The sequence below is a fragment of the Neorhizobium sp. T25_13 genome (assembly GCF_002968675.1).
Classification (GTDB): Bacteria; Pseudomonadota; Alphaproteobacteria; order Rhizobiales; family Rhizobiaceae; genus Neorhizobium; species Neorhizobium tomejilense.
In genome coordinates this window covers 23,662-50,303 of record NZ_PVBI01000008.1, presented here as the reverse complement: position 1 = coordinate 50,303, position 26,642 = coordinate 23,662, and the positions used below count along the sequence as shown (strand labels likewise).

The following is a 26,642-nucleotide window of genomic DNA, read 5'->3' as shown; positions in this document are numbered from 1 at the left end:
GATTTCCATGCTGCTTTCCGGCACTTCCATGGAACAGGGCGGTGGTTCGGTGACCCCTGTCCTGTCGGTCCGCAATCTTTCAACCTCGTTCCGGGTGAACGACGAATGGCGCACCGTGGTGCGCAACATCTCGTTCGACGTGGCACCGCGCGAGACGGTGGCGATCGTCGGCGAATCGGGCTCGGGCAAGAGCGTCACTTCGCTGTCGATCATGCGGCTGCTGCCGAAGAATTCGAGCAGGATCGAAGGCCAGGTCTTCCTCAACGGCCGCGAACTGCTTTCGCTGCAGGAAGAGCAGATGCGCCGCGTCCGCGGCAAAGACATCTCGATGATCTTCCAGGAGCCGATGACCTCGCTCAACCCGATCTTCCCGATCGGCAAGCAGATCGCCGAGGCGCTGACGGTCCATACCGACATCAGCAATGCCGATGCGAAGAAGGAAGTCATCCGCCTGCTCGAAAAGGTGCGTATCCCCAACGCCTCGTCGCGTTTCGACGAATATCCGCACCAGTTTTCCGGCGGCATGCGCCAGCGCGTTATGATCGCCATGGCGCTCGCTGCCAGGCCGAAGCTGCTGATCGCCGACGAGCCGACCACCGCGCTCGACGTCACCATCCAGGGCCAGATCCTCGACCTCATCAAGGTGCTGCAGGAAGAGGAGGGCATGTCGGTCCTCTTCATCACCCATGACATGGGCGTGGTGGCCGAAGTCGCCGACCGCACCATCGTCATGTATCGCGGCGATGCGGTGGAGACGGGCGAGACCAGCGACATCTTCCACCGCGGCCAGCATCCCTATACCCGCGCACTTCTGTCCGCCGTGCCGCGTCTCGGCTCGATGGGCGAGCGCAAGCTGCCGTTGCGTTTCCCGATCGTCGATATCAAGACCGGCGAACAGATGCTGCTTGCCGACGTCACCGACACGGTCGGCAAGGGCAAGACGCCGATCCTGGACGTCAGGGATCTGACTACCCGGTTCGACATCCATTCCGGCCTGTTCGGCCGCAAATCCGGCGCGGTGCATGCGGTCGAAAAGGTCTCCTTCGATCTGTTCCCGGGCGAGACGCTGTCGCTGGTTGGCGAATCGGGTTGCGGCAAGTCCACCACCGGCCGCTCCGTCACCCGCCTGATCACGCCGACCAGCGGCGAGGTCACCCTCGACGGCTATGAGGTCATGAAGCTCGACCAACCGACGCTGCGCCAGATGCGCCGGTCGATCCAGATGGTCTTCCAGGATCCGTTCGCCTCGCTGAACCCGCGCATGAGCGTCGGCTCGGCGGTCATGGAGCCCTATATCGAGCACGGCCTCGGGACCAAACAACAGGCCCGCGACAAGGCGGCGAGCCTGATGGAGAAGGTCGGCCTTTCTGCCGACATGATGAAGCGCTTCCCGCACGAGTTTTCCGGCGGCCAGCGCCAGCGCGTCGCGATCGCCCGCGCGCTGATGCTCGACCCGAAGATCATCGTCGCCGACGAAGCGGTCTCGGCGCTCGACGTGTCGATCAAGGCGCAGGTCTGCAACCTGCTCCTCGACCTGCAGCAGAGCCTCAATCTGGCCTTCCTATTCATCAGCCATGACATGGCGGTGGTGGAGCGGGTCAGCCATCGCGTCGCGGTCATGTATCTCGGCGAGATCGTCGAGATCGGCCCTCGTGCGGCAGTGTTCGAAAACCCGCAGCATCCTTATACGCGGAAGCTGATGTCCGCCGTGCCGATTCCGGACCCGTCCCGCCGGCGGATCAAGCGCAACATGTCGACCGACGAGATCAAGAGCCCGATCCGCCCGGTCAACTACGTGCCGCCAAAGCGGGAGTACCGCGAGGTGAGTGCGGGGCATGTGGTGCAGGTGGCGTGAGGGTTTCCACGCTGTGATTGATCGCTGAATTTGCCGGTCGCCCGGATTTCTGGTATTTTTGTAATGTCAGAAATCCGGGCGGTTTGCCGTCTTGATATGAGGATATTTTCTCACATGAGCGACAAGGACACGATCCGGCAACGCACGCTTGAAGCGGCGCACCTCCAAATGATCGAGGGCAATCCCCTCGATGCGGAGCAGATCGCGATGTTCGAAATGTTCGACCGCGAGGGTTGGTCGCCGGAACGCCAGAGGGCTTATATTCTTGAGCGAGCCCGTGCCGCCGCTGCACAGCAAGCGGCTGAATGAGCGACGACCCTTATGTCTATCCAGGGACTGGTGTTCTCCGAAACAAGCTCGGCCTAACCGACGCTGACAAGCTCGACTATCACGAGCGCGAAATCGCGACCATGCGAGCCCGCGAAGGCATTCCACCAGGCGACTTCGATCTCAAGCACCTGAAGGCAATCCACCGCCATCTCTTCCAGGATATCTATGAATGGGCGGGACAGATCCGCACCGTCGAAATTTCCAAGGGCGAGAGCCAATTCCAGTTCCGGCAATATATCGAAATTGGTATGGCAGATGTTTACCGCCGCATCGTGAAATCCGATTTTCTGCGATTTCTGGAGCGATCGGTATTTGCGGCCGAGGCTGCCCGGATCATCGGCGACGTAAATTATGTCCATCCTTTTCGTGAAGGAAACGGTCGCACCCAGCTGCAATATCTGAAACAGCTTTCGGAGCGGGCAGGCCATTCGCTCGACCTGACCAAGATCGATGCGCTCGGATGGCTGGAGGCGTCGAAAGAGGCTCATCGCGCCCGATACGATCTCATGGGGCAGGTGATAGACAATGCACTGCGCATGGCGTGAGGGAGTAGTCGTCACGAGGTGCCCCTCAAGCTATATTATAAAGGTTGCGTTGCTCCGCCCCGTTCTTCCAACCGTTTGACAGACCGTCCGAAACCATGGCAGCAACAGGTGGAGGAGAATTTCTGCCATGGCAAAACGGTCTGATACGCAAGGGCGGCTCGACGATGCGGCGCGGGCCGGCTGGCTCTACTACGTCGCGGGGCGAACCCAGGACGAGATCGCCGCGGCCATGAGCATTTCGCGGCAGTCGGCCCAGCGGCTGGTGTCGCTCGCGGTTGCCGAACGGCTGATCAAGGTGCGCCTCGACCATCCGATTGCAGCCTGCCTGGAACTCGCCGAGGCGTTGCGCAAGAAATACGACCTCAAGCATGTCGAAGTGGTGCCGAGCGATCCGGTGGGGGGCTCCAGCACCGTCGGGATTGCAGAAGCCGGCGCCGCCGAGATTGAACGCTGGCTGAAGCGCCCGGACCCGATCGTCATCGCGGTCGGCACGGGCCGGACGCTGAAGGCTGCCGTCGACCAACTGCCGCCGATGGAGTGCCCGCAGCACCGTATCGTGTCGCTGACCGGCAATATCGGGCCGGACGGATCGGCCGCCTTCTACAACGTCATCTTCTCGATGGCGGATGCCATCAAGGCGCGGCATTTTCCGATGCCGCTGCCGGTTCTCTGTTCCTCCGCCGAGGAGCGCGAGACCCTGCACGACCAGGCGCTGGTGCGCTCGACGCTCGAACTTGGGGCTCAGGCGGACGTTACCTTCGTCGGCATCGGCGAACTTGGGCCCGACGGGCCACTCTGCGTCGACGGCTTCCTCGGCAAGGAGGAAATGCAAAAGCTCGTTCGGGAAGGCGCGGCCGGCGAGATCTGCGGCTGGGTCTATGACAACCAGGGCCGGCTTCTCGCCAATTCCATCAACGATCGCGTCGCCAGCGTGCCGATCCCCTCGCGGGAGACCTCCTCCGTCATCGGTCTGGCGCAGGGACGCAGGAAGTTCCAGGCGATTTCCGCCGCGCTCAAGGGCAATATCATTAACGGCGTGATCACCGACGAGGCGACTGCGGAGCAATTGCTCGGTCGCTGAGCAAAAATTACATGTAACGAAATCAATAAGATAACCAATATCTGCTGCATTGCAGCGACGATTGGTGATTGACTTCCTCCGCCATTATGTGGGTAATTGCCCATGAGCAAAGCGAATGCTCGTTACTCATCTTCTGGGAGGAAGATATGACATTGAAGACGATTTTGCTGGGCGCCTGCTCGGCGCTGGCGCTTGCCGGCCTTTTCTCCACCGCGGCTTCGGCTGAAACCCTCACCATCGCGACTGTCAACAACGGCGACATGGTCCGCATGCAGGGCCTGACTTCCGAGTTCACCAAGGCGAACCCGGATATCCAGATCAACTGGGTCACGCTGGAAGAAAACGTGCTGCGCGAGCGTGTCACCACCGACATCGCCACCAAGGGCGGCCAGTACGACATCCTGACGATCGGCAATTACGAAGTTCCGATCTGGGCCAAGCAGGGCTGGCTGCTCGAGCTGAACAAGCTCGGCGACAAATACGACACCAACGACATCCTGCCGGCGATCAAGGGCGGTCTGACCGTCAACGGCAAGCTCTATGCCGCGCCGTTCTACGGCGAGTCGGCGATGATCATGTATCGCAAGGACCTGTTCGAGAAGGCCGGCCTCAAGATGCCGGAAAACCCGACCTGGGAATTCATCGGCGATGCGGCTCGCAAGATCACCGACCGCAAGACCGACGTGAACGGCATCTGCCTGCGCGGCAAGGCCGGCTGGGGCGAGAACATGGCGTTCATCACGGCGCTCACCAACTCGTTTGGCGGCCGCTGGTTCGACGAAAAGTGGACGCCGCAGTTCGACCAGCCGGAATGGAAGGCAGCCCTGCAGTTCTATGTGGACCTGATGAAGGATGCCGGCCCGTCCGGCGCATCCTCGAACGGCTTCAACGAAAACCTGACGCTGTTCCAGCAGGGCAAATGCGGCATGTGGATGGACGCCACCGTGGCTGCCTCCTTCGTTTCCAACCCGAAGGATTCCAAGGTTGCCGACAAGGTGGGTTATGCGCTCTTCCCGGTGAAGGGCGAGATGAAGAACCATGGCAACTGGCTGTGGTCGTGGAACCTCGCGGTTCCGAACTCTTCGAAGAAGGCTGACTCGGCGCAGAAGTTCATCTCCTGGGCAACCAGCAAGGAGTATACCCAGCTCGTCGCCGCCAAGGAAGGCTGGGCCAACGTTCCTCCGGGCACCCGCACCTCGCTCTACAACAACGCGGACTATCAGAAGGCCGCCGCCTTCGCAGCCCCGACCCTTGCTGCGATGGGCGCTGCCGATATCACCAAGCCGACCGTCAAGCCGGTGCCCTATACCGGTGGCCAGTTCGTGGCGATCCCTGAATTCCAGGCGATCGGCACCAATGTCGGCCAGCTGTTCTCGGCGGTCGTCGCCGGCCAGTCCACGGTCGCCGATGCGCTTGCCCAGGCCCAGACGGCTACGACGCGCGAAATGAAGCGCGCCGGTTATCCGAAGTAAGCTCCAGAGCCACGGCTGTCCGGCAATCCTGCGCCGGACAGCCGGATCTTTGCCGAGATCATCCGCCTTGAGGGTTTGAGACGGGCCAGCGATCAGGCAGGACAATCCGGATAACAACCAGACAACAACAAAAACCTGCATCCTGCGTCGGTCTCCTTCCCCAAAAGAAAAAGGCGCGGGATAACTGGAACGACCACGTTCCATGGGAGGGCGTCGATATGGCAACGCAAAACACCAAGACGTTGGCGCGCCTGATGATGGCGCCCTCCGTTCTGCTTCTTCTCGTCTGGATGATCGTACCGCTGGCGATGACGCTGTGGTTCTCGTTCCAGAACTACAATCTGCTCGATCCGTCCAATGTCAGCTTCACGGGTCTGTTCAACTACGAGTTCTTCTATACCGACCCCGCCTTCTTCCAGTCGATCTGGAACACGCTGGTCATCGTCGGCGGGGTGCTGCTGATCACCGTCATCGGCGGTATCGCCATCGCACTCCTCCTCGACCAGCCGATCTTCGGGCAGGGTATCGTCCGCATCCTGATCATCTCGCCCTTCTTCGTGATGCCGCCGGTTGCGGCGCTCGTCTGGAAGAACATGATCATGAATCCGAGCTACGGGGTGTTTGCCGATATCTCGAGGTTCTTCGGGCTCCGGCCGGTCGACTGGTTCGCGCAATATCCGCTGTTTTCGATCGTCGTCATTGTCGCCTGGCAGTGGCTGCCGTTCGCAACGCTCATCCTGCTCACCGCGCTGCAGTCGCTCGACGGCGAGCAGAAGGAAGCGGCGGAGATGGACGGCGCCAATTTCCTCAACCGGTTCGTCTATCTCGTGCTGCCGCATCTCGCCCGGTCGATCACCGTCGTCATCCTCATCCAGACGATCTTCCTGCTCGGCGTCTATGCGGAAATCCTGGTCACCACCAATGGCGGCCCCGGTTACGCCTCCACCAACCTCGCCTTCCTGATCTACCGCACGGCGCTCCTCGGCTACGATGTCGGCGGCGCCTCGGCAGGCGGCATTATCGCAGTCGTGCTCGCCAATATCGTCGCCTTCTTCCTGATGCGCGCCGTCGGCAAGAACCTGGACCGGTAGGAGAAGATCATGGCACGCAATGTTACGACAAGACACAAGGTCACCGCCACCGCCGCCGCCTGGATCGTCGCGCTGATCATCTTCTTCCCGATCCTCTATACGATCATCACCAGCATCAAGACCGAGCCGGAAGCGATCGCGGGTTTCAGCCTGTGGCCGTCCGGCACGTTCGAGAACTACATCACCGTCCAGACCCAGCGCGATTACCTGAAGCCGTTCATGAACTCGGTGATCCTGTCGGTCGGCTCCACCATCCTGGCGCTGATCATCGCGATCCCATCAGCCTGGGCCATGGCCTTCTCGCCGACCAAGCGGACCAAGGACATCCTGATGTGGATGCTCTCCACCAAGATGATGCCGGCGGTCGCGGTTCTGGTGCCGATCTACCTTCTGTTTCGCGATTTCGGCCTGCTCGACAGCCGCATCGGCCTGACCGTCATGCTGACGCTGATCAACCTGCCGATCGTGGTGTGGATGCTCTACACCTACTTCCGCGAAATCCCGGGCGAAATCCTGGAAGCGGCGCGGATGGACGGGGCGGGGCTCTGGCAGGAGATCGTCTACGTGCTGACGCCGATGGCGGTGCCGGGCATTGCCTCGACGCTGCTCCTCAACATCATCCTCGCCTGGAACGAGTCGTTCTGGACGATCCGGCTGTCGACCACCAATGCGGCGCCGCTGACGGCCTTCATCGCCTCGTTCTCCAGCCCGCAAGGCCTGTTCTGGGCGAAGCTTTCGGCCGCCTCGACCATGGCGATCGCACCGATCCTCATCCTCGGCTGGTTCTCACAGAAACAACTCGTTCGCGGCCTCACGTTTGGCGCGGTTAAGTAAGGAAAACGGACATGGGCAGCATCACGCTCCAAAAAGTGTCGAAAGTGTTCGGCGAGGCCAAGGTCATTCCGTCGATCGATCTCGAAATCAATGACGGCGAGTTCGTCGTCTTCGTCGGCCCATCGGGCTGCGGCAAGTCCACGCTGCTGCGCCTGATTGCAGGGCTGGAAGATGTCAGCGGCGGACATATCCTGATCGACGGCAAGGACGTCACCCAGTCTGCCCCCGCTGAACGCGGCCTGGCGATGGTGTTCCAGTCCTACGCGCTCTATCCGCATATGAGCGTGCGCAACAACATCGCCTTCCCGTTGAAGATGGCGAAGATGGAGAAATCCGCGATCGACAAGAAGGTGACGGATGCGGCCCGCGTGCTGAACCTCACCGACTATCTCGAACGGCGGCCCTCGCAGCTCTCCGGTGGCCAGCGCCAGCGCGTCGCGATCGGCCGGGCGATCGTCCGGGAGCCTTCGGCCTTCCTGTTCGACGAGCCGCTTTCCAACCTCGATGCCGCATTGCGCGGCACGATGCGGCTGGAGATCAGCGACCTGCACCACCAGCTCAAGACGACGATGGTCTACGTCACCCACGACCAGGTCGAAGCGATGACCATGGCCGACAAGATCGTGGTGCTGAACCGCGGCAATATCGAGCAGGTCGGTTCGCCGCTCGATCTTTACAGGAGTCCGCGCAACCTGTTCGTCGCTGGCTTCATCGGCTCGCCGCACATGAACTTCGTCGACGGTGCCTATGCGCAGTCGAAGAATGCCAAAACCGCCGGCATCCGGCCGGAACACTTGAACCTTTCCAAGGACAGCGGCATCTGGCGCGGCACGGTGAAGGTCGCCGAACATCTCGGCGCCGATACGTTCCTGCATCTCGATGTCGAGGGCATCGGCCAGATCACCGCGCGCTGCGACGGGGAATTCGGCGCCTATCACGGTGACACGGTCTACATGACGCCCGATGAGGCCAAGCTGCATCGGTTCGACGACAAGGGCCTCGCCCTGAAGGCCTGACCGGCCATATCGGAGTAAAGACAATGACTGTGAAGCTTTCGCTGGCGAGCTTGAAGGACGCTGCGGCCACCGCCGCGGTGCCGGCCTATGATCCCAAGGGCCTGACTGCCGGCATCGTGCATTTCGGCGTCGGCAATTTCCACCGCGCCCACCAGGCGATCTATCTCGACGACCTGTTCAACACCGGCAAGGCACATGACTGGGCAATCATCGGCGCCGGCGTGATGCCGTCCGACGGCGCCATGCGCGACAAGCTGAAGGCGCAGGATTTCCTGACCACCGTCGTCGAGCAGGACAATAACAAGACCGCCGCCCGCATCACCGCGCCGATGATCGACATCATCGCCCCCGGCGATGTCGCGATCCTGATCGAGACGCTGGCAGACCCGAAGATCCGTATCGTTTCGATGACGATCACCGAAGGCGGGTATTTCATCGACGCTTCCGGTCGGTTCAATCCCGCCCACCCGGCAATCGCCGAGGACGGCCGGAACCCTTCGAGCCCGAAGACCGTCTTCGGCCTGATCCTCGCCGGCCTCAAGGAGCGCAAGGCACGCGGCGTCACACCCTTCACCATCATGTCCTGCGACAACATTCCCGGAAACGGCGAGGTGACGGAGAACGCGATCATCGGGCTTGCCCGGCTTTCCGATCCGGACTTCGCCCATTGGATTCACGAGAACGTCGCCTTTCCCAGCTCGATGGTCGACCGCATCACGCCGGCAACCGGCCAACGCGAGATCGACATCCTCAAGAACGATTTCGGCATCGACGACAATTGGCCGGTGTTCTGCGAGGAATTCAAGCAGTGGGTCATGGAGGACAAGTTCCCTGCAGGCCGTCCGCGGCTGGAAGAGGTCGGCGTCCAGTTCGTACCGGACGTGGCACCCTACGAACTGATGAAGATACGCATCCTCAACGGCGGTCACGCGGCCATTGCCTATCCGGCCGCCCTTCTCGACATCCATTTCGTGCACGAGGCGATGGAGCACAGGCTGATCCGCGGCTTTCTGGAAAAGCTGGAGAAGGACGAGATCATTCCGGTCATCCCCCCGGTGCCGGATACCAATCTCGTCGACTACTACAAGCTGATCGAGCGGCGGTTCTCCAACCCGAAGATCGGCGATACCATCCCCAGGCTGGCGCAGGACGGCTCCAACCGCCAACCGAAATTCATCCTGCCCTCGACCGCCGACCGGCTCGCCAAGGGGCAGGACATCATTGGCCTGTCGCTGGTCTCGGCGCTGTGGTGCCGCTATTTCGCGGGCACCTCCGACAGCGGCAAGGAGATCGTCTTCAACGACGCCAGCGCCGACCGCCTGAACGCCGCGGCGCTGAAAGCCAAGGATAACCCGGACGCCTTCCTTGCGCTTGGCGATATCTTCGGCGACGTTGCGAAATCCGAGCTGTTCCGCACCCGCTTTGCGCATGCGCTGAAGACGCTCTGGGAGCAGGGGACGGCAAAGACGCTCGAGCTCTATCTCGACGGCAAGCTCGTCAAATAGCGGGTGATGGACGTGCAACAGTCGGCGGGACCACTGGTGATCTTCGATTGCGACGGGGTTCTCGTCGACAGCGAGCCGGTTTCCGTGCGCGTGCTGGTCGATGCGCTGCGCCGCAAGGGGGTCGAGATGGACGCGGCGGAGGCCTATCGCCGCTTTCTCGGCCGCAGTCTCGGCACCGTCACCAAGACGATGCGCGAGGAATTCGGCGTCGAGGCCGACGATACGTTTCTCGAAGACATGCGCCACGATCTCTATGCCCGCTTCCGCGCCGAACTGCAGCCGATGCCGGGCATTGCCGAGACCTTGGACACGTTAGGTTTCCGTCGCTGCGTGGCGTCCTCCAGCCAGCCGGAGCGCATCCGCCTGTCCCTGTCGCTGACCGGCCTGATCGACAAGCTGGAGCCGAACATCTTTTCCGCCACGATGGTGGAAAAGGGCAAGCCGGCGCCGGATCTCTTCCTGCATGCGGCCAGCGAAATGAGCGCCGATCCCAAAAACTGCATCGTCATCGAGGACAGTCCCGCCGGTATTCAGGCGGGCCACAGCGCCGGCATGTCGGTCTTTGCCTTCGTCGGCGGTTCGCATGCCAGCGTTCCCGGCTACCGGGAGCAGATCGACGCGCTTTCGCCGGAAGTCGTGTTTGACGCCATGCCGGATTTGATCCACCTTGTCCAAAAACATATAGAGGGTCGCAGCGGCTCCGTTTCTTCGACCGTGCTTTAGTGCGATCCTTGGAACTGCAGGGCGACAAGGGACAGGAAACGAATCCGGATGCGTGATCACCTCGTTGCGGTCGATATCGGCACGGGCAGCGCCCGCGCCGGCGTCTTTGATCGCAGCGGGCGCCTGCTTGCCAAGGCCAAGCATCCGATCGCGATGTTCCGCCCCAGGCAAAACCATGCCGAGCACGATTCCGAGGATATCTGGGCGGCTACCTGCCGCGCCGTCAGAGAGGCGATGGCGGAGGCGGGCATCGCTGCCGACCGCATCGCCGCGATCGGCTTCGATGCCACCTGCTCGCTCGTCGCCCGCGACCGAGACGGCAGGCCGCTCACGGTATCCACGACCGGCAAGGCCAATCAGGACACCATTGTCTGGCTCGACCATCGGGCGATCAAACAAGCCGACCAGCTTTCCGCCACCGGCCATAAGGTGCTCGAATTTTCCGGCGGCTCGCTGTCGCCGGAGATGGAAATGCCGAAGCTGATGTGGCTGAAACAGTATCTGCCGCAAAGCTGGGCGAGGGCGGGTTATCTCTTCGACCTCGCGGATTTCCTGACCTGGAAAGCGACCGGCTCGCCCGCCCGTTCCCGCTGCACGCTGACTGCAAAGTGGAACTATCTCGCCCACGAAAACCCCGGCTGGAGTGCCGATTACCTGGCGCTCGCGGGCCTCGAAGACCTGCTCGAAAAGGGCGGCCTGCCGGACGAGACGATAGCCGTCGGGACAAGTCTGGGAAGCCTCAGCCGGCAGGCGGCCGATGGGCTCGGCCTCGACACGAAGGTGCAGGTGGCCCCCGGCATGATCGACGCCTATGCCGGCGCCTTCGGCGTGCTCGGCGGGGTGTCGGGTGGCGCCTCGGGTGGCTCGAAGCTCGAAACCAGCGTGGCGCTGATCGGCGGCACGTCGAGCTGCATCGTCGCCTTCACGAAAGATTCCAAACCCGGCCGCAGCCTCTGGGGACCCTATTACGAGGCGATCCTGCCGGGCCATTGGCTGGTAGAAGGTGGTCAATCGGCGGCGGGTGCGCTGCTCGATCATATCGTGATGATGCACGCCGCCGGCGGCGAACCGACGGCGGAACTGCATGGCCGCATCATCGCCCGCGTCGGAGAGTTGCGCAGCGAGGCCGACGGCGATATCGCCCCGAACCTCCACGTCCTGCCGGATTTCCACGGCAACCGCTCGCCGCTTGCCGACCCGCACGCGACCGGCGTCATCAGCGGCCTGACGCTCGACACCTCCTTCGACGGCCTCTGCCGCCTCTACTGGCGCACCTGTGTCTCGATCGCGCTTGGCATCAGGCACATTCTCGATGCGCTTTCGGGCTACGGCTATCGCTTTGAAACCCTCCATGTCACCGGCGGCCACGTCAACAACCCGCTGCTGGTCGAACTCTACGCCGACGTCACCGGCCGCAAGGTGGTGATCCCGGAGAACCGGGACGCAGTGCTGCTCGGCACGGCGATGGCGGCCGCGGTTGCCGGCAGCGTGTTCGGCTCGCTGTTCGAAGCAGGACAGGCGATGGACGGCGGGGGGACGGAGCTGCTGCCGGACCCGACACGGGCCGAGCAGTACGGGCTGGATTACCGCCGGTTCCTGGCGATGGTCCGGCATCGGGAGGAATTGCGGGGGATGGGGTAGGGAGGATGCCCGGCAAGATCGGACGCTTCAGCGCATTCGCCGCCACCGCAACCGTCGAGACACCGCAGTCTAATAATTCATCAGCAGGTTTGGGGCGCCCGAAGATCCGAAACGGGGCTGTACGCCGAGCAGCGGCGCTGATCGGCCGATGATTTCCTTGATCATCGGGGCTGCTGTTGATGCCGCCGTGCGTCCGCCGTGTTCGCCTGTCTGCGGAGCATCGATTATCGAAAGCACGATGTATTTGGGCCTGTCCATCGGGAAGGCTGCGACGAAGGCGTTGAAATTGATATCCTTGGCATAACGTCCGTTGATCACCTTGTCGGCCGTGCCCGTCTTGCCGCCGACCTGGAAACCTTCGACCTGGGCGCCGCGTCCGGAGCCCTTCAAGCCGTTCCAGGTGAACAGGTAGCGCATATCGGCGCTGGTGCCCTGCTTTATCACCGGGCGGGCAACCTGTTCGGCCTCTTCCCGGGAGCGGGGAAGAAACGTGGGAGGAACAAGAGTACCTCCATTGATCAGAGCGGCGGCGGCAACCGCCGTCTGCAGCGGCGTGGTTGCCACGCCATGGCCGAACGAGATGGTGACCGAGTTGATCTTCTTCCATGTCCTCGGCTGGGTTGGCGTTGCCACGCCCGGCAATTCGGTTTCCATCCTGGAGAGGAGCCCGAGCTTGGTGAGGAACTGCTGATGGCCCTCGATGCCGACCTTGTCCGCGACCGCCGCGGTGCCGATATTCGATGAATACTGGAAGACTTCGGAGATCGTCAGCGGCCGGTTCTTTCCGCGGAAGTCCTTGATGGTGAAACCGCCCATGCGGATCGGCCGGGACGCATCAACGACGGAATTCAGGGTGATCTTGCCTTCGTCCAGCCCCATCGCCAGCGTGAAGCTCTTGAACGTCGAGCCCATCTCGAACGTGGCATTGCTTATCCGGTTGAACCAGCCCTTTTCATAGTCCTTGTCGACACTGCCGTCAGGCAGCATCCGGGACGGTTCGTTCGGGTCGTAGTCGGGCACCGATGCCATCGCCAGAACCTCGCCGGTATCGACATCGAGAACAACGGCGCCCGCAGCCTCGGCCCTATAGGCGGTCATCGCGTTCGCGACGACCTGGCGGACGATATTCTGGACGCGGAGATCGATGGACAGCCTGACGGGTTCGAGCGGGACCCCGCCGGTCAGCCCGGCCAGGCGAAGGTCGCCAAGGCCCTGCTGATCCAGATATCGCTCCATCCCGGCGAGGCCCTGGTTGTCGACATTCACATGGCCGACGATGTGAGAGGCGGTCGCGCCGCCTGGATAGAACCGACGTTTCTCCGGTCTGAATCCGATGCCGGGAATGCCGAGCGCCAGGATATCCGCCTGCTGTTTCGGGGTGAGTTGCCGCTTCAGCCACTGGAATGCGGTCTGCGATCTCAGCTTCTTGTGAGTTTCGCTCCAGTCGAGGTTGGGGATGACGAAGGCAAGCTTTTCGACGACCTCGTCCGCATCGACGATCCGGCGCGGGTCGGCGTAGAGCGAGGTCATGTTGAGGTCGGTGGCCAGCAGCGCTCCGTTGCGGTCGACGATGTCCGGCCTGGATGCGACGGGACTACTGGAAATTGCTCCCGTCGCGGCCGGTTCGGCAAGACCGTATTGGACGAGGCGCGCGCCGACGATGAAATAGACTGCAAGGAAGCCGGCGATCAGAATTCCGAGCCTCTGCCTTGCGTCTTTCTTCCGGCGCGCGCTTGCGCCCATGAAGGTCGCATTTTTCGCACCGACATTGCTCCTAACGATGAAATGTGCACGGCTTCTCAGCCGGACGACAAAAGAGATCATTCCGAACAAATCCAAAAAACATGTCAGCCGAAGGCAACGGTCGAGCGGTTCGTCAGCCGCTGGATTGCAGCCTGCACGCGGTTGAACCGGAAGCCAACAGGAGAGTTTCTGGCGTGGCGGAGATGTTTAAAGTTGTATTAATATACAATTAAAGTTGTATTCGAGTGCGCGCGGAAGGTTAACCGACGCTTGTCGGGATTGGACGTGCCATCGCCATCTCTCTCGTCTGCGCGGTTGTGGGTGGAGCACACGGCAACCTGTTCGAAGCAGGGAAGGCGATGGTGCGGCATCGGGACGAGTTGCGGGGGAAGGAGCGGGCTCGGTACTCCGGAGGCTCCTTGCAAAGGCTAATGCAGATGCCTCAGCTTGTCGGGATTGCGCACGATATAGATGGCCGTGATCTTCCCGTCCTCGATATCGAGTGCGGTCGTCTGCAGCTCGCCGTCGGCCTCCATCGTGACGAAGCCCGGCAATCCGTTGACGAACCCGGCGCGAACGAGTGTGGAGCCGTTCTTCTGAAACTGATCCGCGAGATAGGCGTGCACTTTCATCACCGCCTCGAAGCCGAGAACGGGCTCCGTGGCCGCAGGGCGCTTGCCGCCACCGTCGGCATGAACGCTGACGTCTGCCGCCAACATGGCACCCAGCGCTGTCATGTCGCCGCTGCGCGAGGCGGCGAAGAAGGCCTCGGCAAGCTCGACGCCCCGTTTTTTGTCGACCTGGAAACGAGTTCTCGCCTCGCGAACATGGGTGCGCGCGCGGGCAGCAAGCTGGCGGCAGGCGGCCATGTCACGCTCGATGGTGGTTGCGACTTCCTCGAATCCCAGCCCGAAAACGTCGTGCAGCAGGAAGGCCGCGCGTTCGAGCGGTGAAAGGCGTTCGAGCGCCAGCATCAGCGGCAAGGTGACGTCCTCTTCCTTTTCCTCTTCCATGACCGGATCGGGAAGCCAGGGGCCGATATAGGTCTCGCGCTGTCGCCGCGCCGATTTCAGCTGATCGAGGCAGAGCCGCGTTACGGTGCGGCGCAGGAACGCCTCCGTTTCGCGTATCTCTTGGCGATTGGCCTTCATCCAGCGGATGAAGGCCTCCTGCACCATGTCCTCGGCGTCGGATACGGATCCGAGCATGCGGTAGGCGACGCGCATGAGCTTCGGACGCAGCGGGTCGAAGCTGGCTGCTGCGTCCGAATGGTCGAGACCCTGCATCAGGCGGCTGCCTGGGCGGTCTTGGCACCCGCGGCGTTGTTCCACAGGCCAAAGCCAACCGCCAGGCGGTTCCAGCCGTTGATGACATTGATCATCAAAGTCAGTTTCACCTGTTCCTCCTCCGTGAACTCGGCCTTCAGGGCCTCATAGCCGCTTTGGGACGAATGACCTTCGGACAGCCGGGTCAGGGCTTCGGTCCAACCTAGCGCAGCGCGCTCGCGATCGGAATAGCATGGAGCTTCACGCCAGGCGGACAGCAGGTAGATGCGCTGCTCGCTCTCGCCCCGCGCCCGGGCTTCGATCGTGTGCATATTGATGCAGTTGGCGCAGCCGTTGATCTGCGAGGAGCGGATTTTTACGAGTTCGATGAGGCTATGCTCAAGGCTTTCGGCAACATCGGCGGACACACCCATCCAGGCCTTCATCAGCGAGGGAGCGGTGGCGAAAGGGTTAAGTTTGGCACTCATGGTTCGTTTCCTTCTGTTGGTTACGACATCATGACGAGACAGGATCCGCCCATGTGACATGCCCGCGAGATTTTTCTTGAATATCTGAGCTGAGAGCCGGCTGCGGTCGCTTCTCCTATATCCGCCATCTCACTCCTCCTTGCTCCGCCGCTCCCTCCCACCTACATCTCCTCCGCCAACCTGGAGACGCCGATGATCCTCGACGCCGGACGCCTTTCGCTCGCCAACCTTTTTGCACCCGAAACCCGTTCCGTGTTCTGGAAGACGCTGGGTCTCACCGCCCTCGTGCTGATCGGCATCTGGTTCGCGCTTCGCGAGATCTTCATCCTTTATGCCTGGCCATGGTTCGCGGCCTTTTTCCCGGACCTGCCGGATTGGGCGGGTTGGCTCACCCTGTTTGCGGCGATCGCTGCCGGCATCGGGCTGGCGCTGGCGCTCGCTCTGCTGATCGCGCCGATCACGGCGCTGATCGCCGGCCTGTTCCTCGATGATGTCGCCGAAGTGGTCGAAAAGCGCGATTATCCGACCGATACGCCCGGCAAGGCGATGCCGCTCGCCCAGGCGATCATCGGCTCGATCCAGTTTCTGGGCGTCGTCATCATCGGCAATATCGTGGCCCTTTTCCTGCTGTTCATCCCCGGCATCAACCTGATCGCCTTCTTCATGGTGAACGGCTATCTGCTCGGCCGGGAATTTTTCGAGTTCGCGGCGATGCGGTTTCGCACGCCTGCGGAAGCACGCGCCTTCCGCGCCAAACATTCCTCCACCGTGTTCCTGGCTGGCCTTCTGATCGCGTGTTTCCTGGCGGTGCCGATCGTCAACCTGCTGACGCCGCTGTTTGCCGCGGGCCTGATGGTACATCTCCACCAGGCTATCTCGAAGCGCGATCCCGGCTTCAAGCTTTAGGCGGGCAGGGCTGAGGGAGGGGCAATCGCCACTTTACTCGACGGGCTCGCCAATGAGCTGCTGCGGCAATTCCACAAGCGGTGCCGGCACATCGACGGTCTTTTCCGGCGAGCGACAGAGATCGGCGATCACGCAGCGCTCGCATTCCGGTTTTCGCGCCTTGCAGCAATAACGACCGTGCAGGATTAGCCAGTGGTGGGCGTGGAAGAGATACTGGTCGGGGATCACCTTCAAGAGGTTCTCCTCGACCTCGTCGGGTGTCTTTCCCGGCGCCATCAAGAGCCGGTTGGCGATGCGGAAGACGTGTGTATCGACCGCCAGCGTCGGCACGCCGAAGGCCATCGACATCACCACATTCGCCGTCTTGCGGCCGACGCCCGGCAGGCGGATCAGCTCTTCGCGCGTTTTCGGCACTTGGCTACCGAACTCGTCGATCAGCATGCGACAGAGCGCGATCACGTTCTTCGCCTTGTTGCGGTAGAGCCCGATGGTCTTGATATACTGGGTGACGCCTTCTTCACCCAGCGCGAGCATCTTTTCGGGCGTATCGGCGACTTTGAACAGCGCCCGCGTCGCCTTGTTGACGCCCGCATCGGTCGCCTGGGCGGACAGTGCCACCGCCACCACAAGCGTGAAGGGGTTTACGTGCTCCAGTTCGCCCTTCGGCTCCGGCCGCTGCACCGAAAAGCGGCGAAAAATCTCCTCCATTTCCGCCTTCGTATAGGCGGATTTGAAGCGCTTCGGCTTGGGTGCGGCTTTGGGTGCGGCCTTGCGCTCGGGCGCGTGATTTGACTTTTGCGAGGTGCTGGTTTTGGATTTGATCTTTGGAGTCGCCATATGCCTGTATAGGCATCCCGCAGGAGGGAAATCAACGTGGACGTTTCCGAGGAACAGCCCGTTTTCGCAGCCGAACTGACGCCCTACCGTTCGCTTGGCAGGACGGGCTTTCGCGTCGTGCTTGTGCTGACGGGCGGCATCTGCCTCCTCTATGGCGGCTTTTTCCTGATCACCGGCGCCTATCCGATCGGCTTCTTCTTCGGGCTCGATTTCCTCGGTCTCTACATCGCCCTGAAGATGAGCTATCGCTCGGGCCGGGCGCGCGAGGAAGTGACTGTCTCGCGCAGCAACCTGTCGATCCGGAAATTCTCGCCGGTGGGGCGTGTGGTGGAGCACCGTTTCAATCCGTTATGGGCGCGCTTCAACGTCCGCCGTCACGAGGAGTTCGGCATCACGTCCATGTCTGTGACGGGCGAGGGGCGCGGCACCGATATCGGCTCCTTCCTCAATCCGGACGACCGGGAAAGTTTCGCCAAGGCCTTCAGGGGAGCCCTGGCAACCGTGAAGCAGCGGGTTTAAGCGGGTTGGAAAACCTGCAATAGGGCAAGAAACGGGTGGTTTCGGTCAAGCCGAAGGCGCATCTAAGCAGCATACCAGTTGCACAGCGATTTTTGCGCGCCCAAGGTCCAGGTTGGCCGGTGCGCGGCGCTGCAGAGGAGATAGATCATGAACGCTCTCGCCCAGATCGATTCGCCGCCTATCGACGTAACGCCCGATGGTTCCGACTACGAAACCGTCCGCCGCGTCATCGAGATGATCACGCTCGATTATCGCGACCAGCCGTCGCTGGAGGCGATTGCCTCCGAGCTCGGCCAGTCGCCGACCCAGCTCCAGAAAGTATTCACCCGGTGGGCCGGGTTGTCGCCCAAGGCTTTCCTTCAGGCCGTGACCCTCGATCATGCCAAGCGCCTGCTCGGCAAGGAGGAACTGCCGCTGCTCGAAGCCTCCTACGAGCTCGGCTTGTCCGGTCCCGGCCGCCTTCACGACCTGTTCGTCACCCATGAGGCGATGTCGCCCGGCGAATGGAAGGCGCGCGGCGGCGGCCTGACGATCCGCTACGGTTTCCACCCGTCGCCCTTCGGCGAGGCACTGGTGATGGCGACGGATCGCGGCCTCTCGGGCCTTGCCTTTGCCGATCTCGGCCATGAACGGGCCGCGCTCGACGACATGATGCGCCGCTGGCCGAATGCCGAATACGTTCCCGACCAGGAGATGACGGCGCCTTATGTCGGCCGCGTCTTCGACCGTGCGAACTGGTCCTGCGACCGGCCGCTGAAGGTCGTGCTGATTGGCACCGATTTCCAGGTGCGCGTCTGGCAGAGCCTGTTGAAAATCCCCTTCGGCAAGGCTGTCACCTATTCCGACGTCGCCAACGACATCGGCCAGCCGACCGCCAGCCGCGCGGTGGGTGCGGCTGTTGGAGCCAACCCGATCTCCTTCGTGGTGCCCTGCCACCGGGCACTCGGCAAAAGCGGCGCGCTGACCGGATATCACTGGGGGCTGACGCGCAAGCGGGCGATCCTGGGCTGGGAAGCGGGAAACGCGTAAGGGGCCGAACGCTTGAGTTCAGCGTTCAGGTTCCATTGCCGGCCCGCGAGCAGGCATATACCAAGCCGCCTGCAAAAGTCATGGACGGCCTCTGAGGATTGCGGGATTGCCGATTGGGTAATATAAGCGATTACTGAAGTAATCGTCGAAGGACGCGGTCAGGTGCATGAGCGCAAATACCAGAGATCGAAAAGCTTTCTAGGCGCCAAGATCATCTTCAATGGCGATCATTCGGCCTTCGACTGCATCGTCAAGGAAATCTCGGCCGGCGGCGCGTTGATCAAGATCGAGAATGCCCTGTCCGTGCCGGAAAGCTTCGGCCTCGCCCTGTCGGATGGCCGACGTTTCGAATGCGAAGTCCGCTGGCGGCGGATCAATTCCCTCGGAGTAGAGTTCCTGACCGCTGCCTGATTGCCCGTCCGTTCAAGCGCAGCCAGTGGTACAGCCAGGGGTCAGGCCGCCCCCTGTGCGCTCTCGGAGGGTTCGTTCAGCCGCAACAATTCCTTGGCCGCAGTCTCATCGGTGATCAGCGTATGGCACCCGATCCTGCGGATCGTTGCGCGGATCGCTACCGCCCGGTGCGCGCCACCCGATGACAGCACGATGTGCCGGGCCTTTTTCAGCGTATCGAGATCCACCGACATCACCCGCTCGTTCAGCTTGTGATCCACGGAGCGGCCTTCCTCGTCGAGAAAGTTGAACATCGTGTCGCAGATGCAGCCGGCGGCGATCAGCCGGTCGAGCTCCGCCTTGGAGATGAACCCTTCCGACAGCGAGGTGGAATGCGGGCCGATGTCGCCGCAGCTCACCACCGCGAGATCGAGGTTTTCGGCAAGGTCGTAGATCGTCTTCAGCCCGCATTCCTCGATCAGCGCCCTTTTGGTCTTGACCGAGTCGACCAGAAGCGGGGCGAGGAACATGTAACACTCGGCACCGAGCTGCCCCGCGAAACGCCAGGTGTAATCGATCGGATTGGTCTGGTGTACGGCGACGATGCCGCCGAGCAGCGATACGACCTTGCAGTTCTTCCGCCGCGGCGGGCGAAAGCTGCCGAGCGAGGCGGTCATCGTGCGGCCCCAGCCGACGCCGATGGTCATGTCGTCCTGCACCACTTCGGAGAGGAATTGCCCGAGCGCCAGCCCGACCGAGCTGGCGAGCGCCGCAGCGCTGTTGTCGCGCGGGGCGGGCACGACCACGGCCTCGTCGAGGCCGTAAGCCTTTTCCAGCCGGATCGCCAGCTCGACGCAGGTATCGATGCCCTCGCTGATCCAAATCTGCACCTCGGAGCGCTTCATGGCCTCGTCGAGCAGGCGGATCACCGTCGAGCGGCTCAAGCCCAGCCGTTCGGCGACATCTTTCTGCGTCAATCCCTGGTTATAATAAAGCCACGCCGCCCGCAGCCTCATGGAAGCGGCTTCGGAATAGGCGGTATGGGTCTCGCGTCTGAGCCTAGCCAACGGGCCTCCGGGACGATCATGGACAAGCGAGATGATACTTGTTCCAACTGACACATATGTCAATTCCGAAGGACAAATGTCTTGACTTTTTAACCGCGGGCGGGGGATAGTTCTTACCAACGCGCCGGAGGAGCCAAATCGCGCAACAGGCGTTTAGTTCTCCATATATCGAGGAATATTCGGATGACGTCTAAACTAGAGCAGCTTCGTTCCATGACCACGGTCGTTGCCGATACCGGCGACATCGAGGCGGTCGCCCGCCTGAAGCCCGTGGATTGCACCACCAACCCGACCATCGTCCTGAAGGCGCTCGGCACGCCCATCTTCGCCGACAAGGTCCGGGAAGCGATCGCCTGGGGCCGCAAGCAGTCCGGCACTCCGGATGCCGTCGTGTCCGCCGTGGCCGACCGCCTGGCGATCACCGTCGGTGCCGCCCTGTCCGAGCTGGTCCCGGGCCGCGTTTCGACCGAAGTCGATGCCGACCTTTCCTTCGACACCGAAGCGTCGATTGCCAAGGCCCGCCAGATCATCGCCTCCTACAAGGAGCGCGGCATCGAGCGTGACCGCATCCTCATCAAGCTCGCCTCCACCTGGGAAGGCATCCGCGCCGCGGAAGTGCTGCAGAAGGAAGGCATCGACTGCAACCTGACGCTTCTGTTCTCCCAGGCCCAGGCAATCGCCTGCGCCGAAGCCAAAGTGTTCCTGATCTCGCCCTTCGTCGGCCGCATTCTCGACTGGTACAAGAAGTCGACCGGCCAGGACTACGCCGCCGAGACCGATCCGGGCGTCGTGTCGGTGCGTGCCATCTACAATTACTACAAGGCGAACGGCATCAAGACGATCGTCATGGGCGCCTCCTTCCGCAATGCCGGCGAAATCGAAGCGCTGGCCGGCTGCGACCGCCTGACGATCAGCCCGGCGCTGCTCGACGAGCTCGACAAGGACACCGGCAAGCTGGAGCGCAAGCTCGTGCCGGAAACCTTCAATGCGGAGCCGTTGCAGTCGCTCGACGAGAAGTCCTTCCGCTGGATGATGAACGAGGACGCCATGGCGACCGAAAAACTCTCCGAAGGCATCCGTGCCTTCGCCAAGGACCTCGCGTCGCTGCGCCAGATGGTCAAGAAGGAACTGACCCTCGCCGCCGCCTGATACCAGCTTCCACCGCCGGCATGAAGAAAGGCCCGTCTCGCGACGGGCCTTTCTGTATTCATTCGCGGCGGCCGGATGAGGGGCAAGCTCACCGGCAGGCGGAGAGAAGATCAGGCCGGCTGCGGCACCAGCTTGGCAGTACCCGGCTTGCGCAGCAGCAGGACGGAAACCGCGGCGATCATGCACATCACGCCGGCGATCTGCAGGGCCGGCATATAGGTGTTGAAGTCGCTCTTGAGGAACCCGGCACCGAAGGCAGCGGTGGCCGCGCCGATCTGATGGCCGGCAAACACCCAGCCGAAGATCAGTCCGGCCCGTTCGCGGCCGAATTCGGCAGCGGCGAGCTTTACGGTCGGCGGCACGGTCGCCACCCAGTCGAGGCCGTAGAAGATCGCGAAGACCGACAGCTCGACGAAGCTGAAGCCGGAGAGGGACAGGTAGACCAGCGACAGGCCGCGCAGGCCGTAGAACCAGAACAGCAGCCAGCGATTGTCGTAGCGGTCCGACAGCCAGCCGGCGAAGATGGTTCCGAAGAAGTCGAAGATGCCGATTACAGCGAGCGTGCTGGCGGCGGTGACAGCTGCCATGCCGAAATCGCCGCAGATCGAGATCCAGTGGGTCTGGATAAGCCCGTTTGTCGAGAGGCCGCAGACGAAGAACGTGCCGAACAGGACCCAGAAGGTGCCGCTCTTCGAGGCGTGGCGGAGTGCGCCGATCGGCGAATAGAGCGTCGCCAGGAACTTGTGGTCCTGCTTCGGCGCCGGCGTCACCGCGGTCTCGCCATAGGCCGGCAGGCCGACATCGGACGGATAGTCGCGCATCAGGAGCAGGACCAGCAACATCGCGGCGGAGATGACGACGACCGTAAAGGTGAGCGCTGTGCGCCAGCCATAGGCTTCCGTCATGGCGGCGAGCAGCGGCAGGAAGACGAGCTGGCCAGTGGCGTTGCTGGCGGTCATGAGGCCGACGACAAGGCCGCGGCTCTTGGAAAACCAGCGAGTCGCGACCGTTGCGCCGAGGACCAGCGCGGTCATTCCGGTGCCGACGCCGATCACCACGCCCCAGAGCGCCACGAGCTGCCAGACCTGGGTCATGAACAACGACAGGACAATGCCGCTCATGATCAGAGCCAGGGCAAAGGTGACCACCTGGCGGACGCCGAAATGGTTCATGAAGGCGGCGGCGAACGGTCCGAGAAGGCCGAAAAGCACCAGGCGGACGGCCATGGCCGAAGAGATGTCGGCGATATCCCAGCCGAACTCCTGATGCAGCGGCTGGATCATCACGCCGGCCGAGCCCATGGCGCCGGCGGTCGCCAGCATGGTCAGGAACGTGGTGATGGCGACCACCCATCCATAATGCAGATTTCTGGCCGCCATCCATTGGGCGGCGCGATTGGAGATCATGGTCTGTCCCTTTCCTGGTCGTTGCCGCACCGGCAGCGTGATAAAAATCGGGTATATACCCGCTTCTGGTAAAAAATCAGAGGGCTGCAAGCAGTTCCTGCAGTTGTCTGGTTTTCTCGGCCCCAAGCCGGGCCTCGATTTCGTCCTGGACGCCGTCCCAGAGCGGCGCGCCCTGTTTCAAGATCGCATGGCCCTGCGGCGCGACGGTCAGCATCGCTTCCCGCTGATCCTCGCCATGGCCGATCGCCACCAGACCCATGCGTTCCAGCACTTTGGCATTGCGGCCGACCGTCGACCGGTCCAATTCCACCTGGGCGGCGAGATCGGTCAGCGAGATCGGCGCCAGCCGGTTGATGTTGCGCAGCAGGCTGAACTGCCCGATGTTGACGCCGAGCGGCGCCAGGGCCTCGTCGTAGTAGGACGAGACCTTTCGGGAGGCCTTGCGCAGCAGAATGCAGTGGCAGGTATCATTCGGCATGGAGCGGGTATATACCCGCGGTTCGATTTGCGCAAGAGGGATGCATCAAAAGCAGGGCCGTTCCGGAATGAAGCACGCCGTCTGCGAGAAAGACCTCCGGAGGGCGAAAAGAACCCTGCGGCTTAAAGCTTCCTCAACAAGAATAGGCGACTATCCCGGCACTATTCCATCCTGTTGTTCTGCGTAAAAATGGAGTTGAGCATGCCGGAGTTCGGCAAGTGAAGGGTCTGAAGTTCCGGTTTTCCAAGAAGCTCGTCTTCATCCTCATGGGCAGTATCGTCGTGCTCGGCGGTGGCAGCGGCGCGGCGGCTGTGCTCATCGGCGCAGACAAGATCCTCGGCCCCTCCTATCTGGAGATCAACGGGCTGGAATGTACCGCGCTCGAAACGGTCAAGATCAAGCGGGACCAGCGTTACTGGATCCGCAAATATGTGGTGAGCGACGAGGCCGGTGACGGGCTAGCGCGCATCCGGACGGCCTTGCGTGTCGCCAAGGCTGTCCAGGAGAAGGAAAAGGCCGATCTCGTCCAGGTGGCGATAATCGACAAGGCGGGCCCCCGCGATCGCGCCCAGATGCGCGGCCGTGCGATCGGTGCCCAGGTCGTCTATATCCCGGACCCCAAGAAGGCGCCCGAAGGCACCGACGCTCAGCCCTATTCAGCATATTACCTCGATGGTACCGCCAATTCGAACGGCGAATATTACGGAATGCGCATCGACCTGCCGCTCGAGGATGTCGAGGCGCTTACAGCCCGGCTGACCGACCACGCCGATTGCGTCGGCCCGGTCGTCGCCACGCCGGAAGGCGAACACGGCCAGAAGCCGAAGGCTGACGGTCACGGCGCGCCGAGCGCACCTGCTGGCCACGGCGAACCGGTCGCCAATAGTCATGGCGCCCCTGCGGACGCTCACGGCGCTCCCGCCGAGGGGCATGGCGGCGAGGTCGCGGCCAAGGAAAGCGGCGGCTTCTTCAGTTCCGTCACCGGCATGATCTTCGGCTCCGGGCAGGAAGCCCCCGCGCAAGGCCATGAACCCGCTGGCAATCCTGCCGCTTCTGAAACCCATGCCGCCCCGGCTGCGGCCGCCCACGCTGCCCCGGCCGCCGCCGCGCATCCGGCGCCCGCAGCACCGAACAAGTCCGTTGCCCATCAGGGCCCCAATCAGGGCCAGGGCAACCAGAAGCCGGCAGCGCCCGCGCAGGTCGCATCCGCCGAACCGAAAAAGGAAGAGGGCGGTTTTCTCGCCTCGATAATGGGCATGTTCTCCGGCAGCGGGGAGCAGGAAAAACCCGCTGCAGCCCCGGTCGCCGCCAAGGCATCGGAACCCGCGCCCGCGCCCCGCACGTCTGCTGAAGGCGGCAAGCGCTGGTCGAAGCAGACCGATGGCGACGCCGTTCGCTCCGACGCCAAGCCGCCGGAAACGGCGCATGCCGAAGCGGCTCCGGCCAAGACCGCCGGCGCCACGGACGCGGACGCCGCCGGCGCCGAATGGCTCGCAAAGCTCAGGGGCCAACCGGCGCCAGTTGCACCCGCGAAACCCGCCCAGGCGGCGTCGGCTTCGGATGCGAAGGATCCGGCTCAGAAGGTCGTGCATTGAGAGGGGAGTAAACCGGGCTCTCCGTCGTCATCCTCGGGCTCGACCCGAGAATCCAGCATCCGCAGTGCCCAGCCGGTGGGATCCTCGGGTCGAGCCCGAGGATGACGGCCGTGGTGGCGGAGGCGAACCCTATCAATCCGCCTTGGCGCGTCTCGCCGGGAACAGGATCACATCGCGGATCGACGGTGAGTCCGTCAGGAGCATGACGAGGCGGTCGACGCCGATGCCGAGGCCGCCGGCGGGCGGCATGCCCTGGTCGATCGCATCGAGGAACTCGTCATCGAGCTGCTTGTCCTTTTCGCCGCGGGCATGCGCCTGTTCGAGCTGTTCGACCATGCGCTTGCGCTGCTCTTCCGGGTCGTTGAGCTCGGAGAAGGCGTTGCCCAGTTCCCAGGCGTTGCAATAGGTTTCAAAACGTTCGACGAGGCGCGGTTCGCCCGGCACTTCCTTGGCAAACGGCGAGATATCCTTCGGGAAATGCGTCACGTGGCTCGGCTGGATCAGCGTGCCCTCGACCTTTTCCTCGAAGATGAAGGCGAGGCATTCGCCCCAGGTCCAATCCTTCTCGACAGCAAAGCCGGCGGCCTTGGCGGCGGTGCGGGCTTCCTCGTCGGTCTTCATGCTCAAGAAATCGATGCCGGTCGCTTCCTTGACGGCATCGGGCATCGGCACGCGCTTGAACGGGCCCTTGAAGGACAGTTCCTTGTCGCCGAACTTCACTTCGGTCGTGCCGTGGATGGTCATGGCGAGCGTCGAGAACATGCGCTCGACGAGGTCCATCATGTCCTCGTAGTCGGCATAGGCCCAGTAGCACTCCATCATCGTGAATTCAGGATTGTGCCGGGTGGAGACGCCTTCGTTCCTGAAGTTGCGGTTGATCTCGAACACCTTGTCGGTCAGGCCCGAGACCAGCGTGCGCTTCAGGAACAGTTCCGGCGCGATGCGCAGATACATGTCGAGCTTCAGCGTGTTGTGGTGGGTCTTGAACGGTTCCGCGGTGGCGCCGCCGTAGATCGCCTGCAGCATCGGGGTCTCAACTTCCATGAAGCCGTCGTTTTCCATGAAGCGGCGGATGCCCGAGACGATGCGGCTGCGCTGCTGGAATCGGAGCTTGGACTCTTCGTTGGTCATGATGTCGAGATGGCGCTTGCGGTAGCGCAGCTCGATATCCGACAGGCCGTGCCACTTCTCCGGCATGGGGAGCAGCGACTTGGTGAGCATGGTGATGTTTTGGGCGTTGATGGTCAGCTCGCCGCGCTTGGTGCGGCGCACGACGCCTGTCACGCCGATGATGTCGCCGATATCGACCATCGGCAACAGGTCACGGGCTTCCTGCGGCGTGGTGTCCTTGTGGGAGAAGATCTGCACCTTGCCGGACGCGTCATGGATATCCATGAACATGCCGGAATTGCGCGAGGAATAGACCCGGCCGGCGACGGTGACGATATCCTGCGTCTCGACGTCCGCTTCCAGGTTCTTGTATTTCTCGGCCAGTTCCGCATTTGTCATCGTCCGGTGGAAATGCGCCGGATAGACGTCGCCGATCTTTTCGCGAAGCAGAGCGAGTTTTTGGGCGCGCACCTGGGTGGCATCGGAGGAGAGGGCGGTTTCGGTGGTGTTCTCGGTCATCGTGTTTCGCCTTCTTCGGGCAGGTTTATGTTGTTTCGCCGGTGCGGC

General features: G+C 62.4%; 25 protein-coding genes. 17 read left to right on the top strand and 8 right to left on the bottom strand.

Annotated features, from left to right (window positions below; genetic code table 11):
* Positions 1–7 precede the first annotated feature (7 nt).
* The 11 genes from C5J22_RS19395 to C5J22_RS19345 all read left to right on the top strand — a co-directional run bounded on the left by C5J22_RS19395 (position 8) and on the right by C5J22_RS19345 (position 12,093).
* Positions 8–1,855, top strand: coding sequence for an ABC transporter ATP-binding protein (locus C5J22_RS19395; RefSeq protein ID WP_105439556.1), 1,848 nt, complete (start codon positions 8–10; stop codon positions 1,853–1,855).
* A 114-nt stretch (positions 1,856–1,969) separates the two neighbouring features.
* The gene (locus C5J22_RS19390) at positions 1,970–2,164 is read left to right on the top strand and encodes a hypothetical protein (protein ID WP_105400068.1); all 195 of its coding nucleotides are present in this window, start codon (positions 1,970–1,972) and stop codon (positions 2,162–2,164) included.
* Positions 2,161–2,730 (top strand): Fic family protein, encoded by a 570-nt coding sequence (locus C5J22_RS19385; protein WP_105439555.1) that lies wholly within the window; start codon positions 2,161–2,163, stop codon positions 2,728–2,730. Before C5J22_RS19390 ends, C5J22_RS19385 begins: the two co-directional genes overlap by 4 nt.
* A gap of 127 nt (positions 2,731–2,857) precedes the next feature.
* Complete coding sequence (locus C5J22_RS19380) at positions 2,858–3,811, top strand: sugar-binding transcriptional regulator (RefSeq protein WP_046668339.1); 954 nt, start codon at positions 2,858–2,860, stop codon at positions 3,809–3,811.
* A 146-nt stretch (positions 3,812–3,957) separates the two neighbouring features.
* A complete protein-coding gene (locus tag C5J22_RS19375) occupies positions 3,958–5,283 on the top strand; it encodes a sugar ABC transporter substrate-binding protein (protein ID WP_046634479.1) in 1,326 nt (441 codons plus the stop codon).
* A 218-nt stretch (positions 5,284–5,501) separates the two neighbouring features.
* Positions 5,502–6,374, top strand: a complete 873-nt coding sequence (locus C5J22_RS19370) for a carbohydrate ABC transporter permease (protein ID WP_105400071.1) — start codon at positions 5,502–5,504, stop codon at positions 6,372–6,374.
* 9 nt (positions 6,375–6,383) lie between these two features.
* Positions 6,384–7,208: a carbohydrate ABC transporter permease gene (locus C5J22_RS19365; RefSeq protein WP_105400072.1), complete on the top strand. Its 825-nt coding sequence runs from the start codon at positions 6,384–6,386 to the stop codon at positions 7,206–7,208.
* A gap of 11 nt (positions 7,209–7,219) precedes the next feature.
* Complete coding sequence (locus C5J22_RS19360) at positions 7,220–8,224, top strand: ABC transporter ATP-binding protein (RefSeq protein ID WP_105439554.1); 1,005 nt, start codon at positions 7,220–7,222, stop codon at positions 8,222–8,224.
* A gap of 23 nt (positions 8,225–8,247) precedes the next feature.
* Positions 8,248–9,729 (top strand): mannitol dehydrogenase family protein, encoded by a 1,482-nt coding sequence (locus C5J22_RS19355; RefSeq protein ID WP_105439553.1) that lies wholly within the window; start codon positions 8,248–8,250, stop codon positions 9,727–9,729.
* A gap of 6 nt (positions 9,730–9,735) precedes the next feature.
* Entirely contained in the window at positions 9,736–10,452 is a 717-nt protein-coding gene (locus C5J22_RS19350; protein ID WP_105439552.1) for an HAD family phosphatase, read from the top strand.
* A 48-nt stretch (positions 10,453–10,500) separates the two neighbouring features.
* Positions 10,501–12,093 carry an FGGY-family carbohydrate kinase gene (locus tag C5J22_RS19345; RefSeq protein WP_105439551.1) on the top strand — a complete coding sequence of 531 codons (1,593 nt, stop codon included), beginning with the start codon at positions 10,501–10,503 and terminating at the stop codon, positions 12,091–12,093.
* Positions 12,094–12,162: 69 nt separating this feature from the next.
* Here the strand turns inward: C5J22_RS19345 and C5J22_RS19340 are convergent, their stop codons facing one another.
* The 3 genes from C5J22_RS19340 to C5J22_RS19330 all read right to left on the bottom strand — a co-directional run bounded on the left by C5J22_RS19340 (position 12,163) and on the right by C5J22_RS19330 (position 15,589).
* Positions 12,163–13,917 carry a penicillin-binding protein 2 gene (locus C5J22_RS19340; RefSeq protein WP_105439550.1) on the bottom strand — a complete coding sequence of 585 codons (1,755 nt, stop codon included), beginning with the start codon at positions 13,915–13,917 and terminating at the stop codon, positions 12,163–12,165.
* A gap of 347 nt (positions 13,918–14,264) precedes the next feature.
* Positions 14,265–15,122: a sigma-70 family RNA polymerase sigma factor gene (locus C5J22_RS19335; protein WP_105439549.1), complete on the bottom strand. Its 858-nt coding sequence runs from the start codon at positions 15,120–15,122 to the stop codon at positions 14,265–14,267.
* On the bottom strand, positions 15,122–15,589 hold the full coding sequence (locus C5J22_RS19330) for a carboxymuconolactone decarboxylase family protein (protein WP_105439548.1): 468 nt from the start codon (positions 15,587–15,589) through the stop codon (positions 15,122–15,124). Before C5J22_RS19330 ends, C5J22_RS19335 begins: the two co-directional genes overlap by 1 nt.
* A 192-nt stretch (positions 15,590–15,781) precedes the next feature.
* Here C5J22_RS19330 and C5J22_RS19325 point away from each other — a divergent pair, with 192 nt between their 5' ends.
* Positions 15,782–16,495 (top strand): sulfate transporter family protein, encoded by a 714-nt coding sequence (locus tag C5J22_RS19325; protein WP_105439547.1) that lies wholly within the window; start codon positions 15,782–15,784, stop codon positions 16,493–16,495.
* 33 nt (positions 16,496–16,528) lie between these two features.
* Here C5J22_RS19325 and nth read toward each other — a convergent pair whose 3' ends face one another.
* On the bottom strand, positions 16,529–17,332 hold the full coding sequence (gene nth, locus C5J22_RS19320) for an endonuclease III (protein WP_105439546.1): 804 nt from the start codon (positions 17,330–17,332) through the stop codon (positions 16,529–16,531).
* 36 nt (positions 17,333–17,368) lie between these two features.
* On the opposite strand from nth, the gene C5J22_RS19315 reads away from it, so the two are divergent.
* From C5J22_RS19315 to C5J22_RS19305, 3 genes are all read left to right on the top strand, one after another.
* A complete protein-coding gene (locus C5J22_RS19315) occupies positions 17,369–17,851 on the top strand; it encodes a DUF2244 domain-containing protein (RefSeq protein ID WP_105419718.1) in 483 nt (160 codons plus the stop codon).
* Positions 17,852–17,998: 147 nt separating this feature from the next.
* Entirely contained in the window at positions 17,999–18,880 is an 882-nt protein-coding gene (locus tag C5J22_RS19310; RefSeq protein ID WP_105439545.1) for a bifunctional helix-turn-helix domain-containing protein/methylated-DNA--[protein]-cysteine S-methyltransferase, read from the top strand.
* A gap of 162 nt (positions 18,881–19,042) precedes the next feature.
* Complete coding sequence (locus C5J22_RS19305; RefSeq protein ID WP_105400081.1) at positions 19,043–19,291, top strand: PilZ domain-containing protein; 249 nt, start codon at positions 19,043–19,045, stop codon at positions 19,289–19,291.
* Positions 19,292–19,332: 41 nt separating this feature from the next.
* On the opposite strand, the gene C5J22_RS19300 is transcribed toward C5J22_RS19305, so the two are convergent.
* Entirely contained in the window at positions 19,333–20,286 is a 954-nt protein-coding gene (locus C5J22_RS19300; protein WP_371412651.1) for a sugar-binding transcriptional regulator, read from the bottom strand.
* 234 nt (positions 20,287–20,520) lie between these two features.
* Here C5J22_RS19300 and tal point away from each other — a divergent pair, with 234 nt between their 5' ends.
* The gene (gene tal, locus C5J22_RS19295) at positions 20,521–21,486 is read left to right on the top strand and encodes a transaldolase (RefSeq protein ID WP_105439543.1); all 966 of its coding nucleotides are present in this window, start codon (positions 20,521–20,523) and stop codon (positions 21,484–21,486) included.
* 110 nt (positions 21,487–21,596) lie between these two features.
* On the opposite strand, the gene C5J22_RS19290 is transcribed toward tal, so the two are convergent.
* Both C5J22_RS19290 and C5J22_RS19285 read right to left on the bottom strand, forming a co-directional pair.
* Positions 21,597–22,892: an MFS transporter gene (locus C5J22_RS19290; protein ID WP_105439542.1), complete on the bottom strand. Its 1,296-nt coding sequence runs from the start codon at positions 22,890–22,892 to the stop codon at positions 21,597–21,599.
* Between the two features lie 76 nt (positions 22,893–22,968).
* The gene (locus C5J22_RS19285; RefSeq protein ID WP_105439541.1) at positions 22,969–23,370 is read right to left on the bottom strand and encodes a MarR family winged helix-turn-helix transcriptional regulator; all 402 of its coding nucleotides are present in this window, start codon (positions 23,368–23,370) and stop codon (positions 22,969–22,971) included.
* Between the two features lie 218 nt (positions 23,371–23,588).
* On the opposite strand from C5J22_RS19285, the gene C5J22_RS19280 reads away from it, so the two are divergent.
* On the top strand, positions 23,589–24,965 hold the full coding sequence (locus C5J22_RS19280; protein WP_105439540.1) for a hypothetical protein: 1,377 nt from the start codon (positions 23,589–23,591) through the stop codon (positions 24,963–24,965).
* Positions 24,966–25,097: 132 nt separating this feature from the next.
* Here the strand turns inward: C5J22_RS19280 and lysS are convergent, their stop codons facing one another.
* A complete protein-coding gene (gene lysS / locus C5J22_RS19275; RefSeq protein WP_105439539.1) occupies positions 25,098–26,594 on the bottom strand; it encodes a lysine--tRNA ligase in 1,497 nt (498 codons plus the stop codon).
* Positions 26,595–26,642 lie beyond the last annotated feature (48 nt).